This is a genomic window from Oleiphilus sp. HI0066 (assembly GCF_001635725.1).
Genome location: NZ_LWFH01001584.1, coordinates 1 through 1,129, shown reverse-complemented (window position 1 = coordinate 1,129; position 1,129 = coordinate 1). Strand labels below are relative to the sequence as shown.

The following is a 1,129-nucleotide window of genomic DNA, read 5'->3' as shown; positions in this document are numbered from 1 at the left end:
ACCCAAGCGAATGACTCCGCCAGTATTACTAGTACGGATAACAATACGGCTAAACTCATCCGCCCCATAAGCCTGACCACTTGAGCGAAGCAATATGTCGCCGCCTACTGTTTTAATTGCTCCAGCAGACAAATCGAGTGAGGCCTCTCGTATACGCGAAGCGATTTCTTCAAGAGTAATGCCGTAACGCTCTATTACTTGCTCACGCACGTAGATAGACACTTCATAATCGCGCACACCATCAAGCTCAACTTGGCTTACGCCAGTAATTGCAAGCAAGTCGTCCCGAATACTAATTGCTTCTTGTCGCAATTCACGCTCGGCAAGATCACCGTATACAGCCAAGCCAATGACTTCGCGTTGACGTTTCACCAAGGAGACAATAGGGCGTTCCGCATCAGCGGGTAAGTTATTGACACTATCAATACGGTTTTTAACCTCAGCTAATAGCGTTTGCGGATCATATCGCTCATCGACTTCAATATTGACCTGAGCCACTCCCTCAGTCGAGCGACTCGACAATGCGGCGATACCTTCGAGATCATCAACCGCTTGCTCTAGTTTGGTTGAGACAGAGCTTTCAATATCTTTTGGCAATGCCCCAGGCACGGCTACGCTAGCCTGAATAATTCGAGGTTCTATGCTAGGAAATACTTCAAGAGGAATATTTAGTTTTAAAGAGCCCAATCCAATCAGAACGATTGTGAGCATCAATAAGTTTGCTGCGACACTATTGCGCGCGAACCAAGCAATCATTCAGCAACCTTTATCAACGTACCAGATGAAAGTTGCCCTAATGCCGTAGTGATTAACATGTCACCTGCTTTAAGTCCCTCGCCGATCACTGAATACGTATCGTCTTGATGAATAACCTTCACAGTGCGGCGCTCAAGCTGATCTAATGAATCGCCTGTTGCTAGGTACACATATTCATTTTGATATATAAGTGAATTGGGAATGACGATAATGTCGCGCAGTACCTGGCCTGTAATTGTCGCAGACACATATTGATCAGGGAGCAGCGCAAGGCGCTCTTGAGTTTGATCAAAGGGAGAGTCTACTCTAGCGACGAGCGTAACCTGCTGAGTTTGCGTATCAACACCAGCCTCTAATCTCTGGAATGTCGCAG

1 protein-coding gene and 1 pseudogene are annotated in these 1,129 nt (G+C 46.6%); both read right to left on the bottom strand.

All coding sequences use genetic code 11. The features are described from left to right. Nucleotides 1-756 (bottom strand): efflux RND transporter permease subunit (locus A3738_RS24960; RefSeq protein ID WP_231876757.1); only part of this gene is annotated, 756 nt, incomplete at its 3' end. Beyond that, a pseudogene (locus A3738_RS31505) lies at nt 753-1,129 on the bottom strand (efflux transporter periplasmic adaptor subunit); the annotation flags it as partial. The pseudogene A3738_RS31505 and the gene A3738_RS24960, both read right to left, overlap by 4 nt.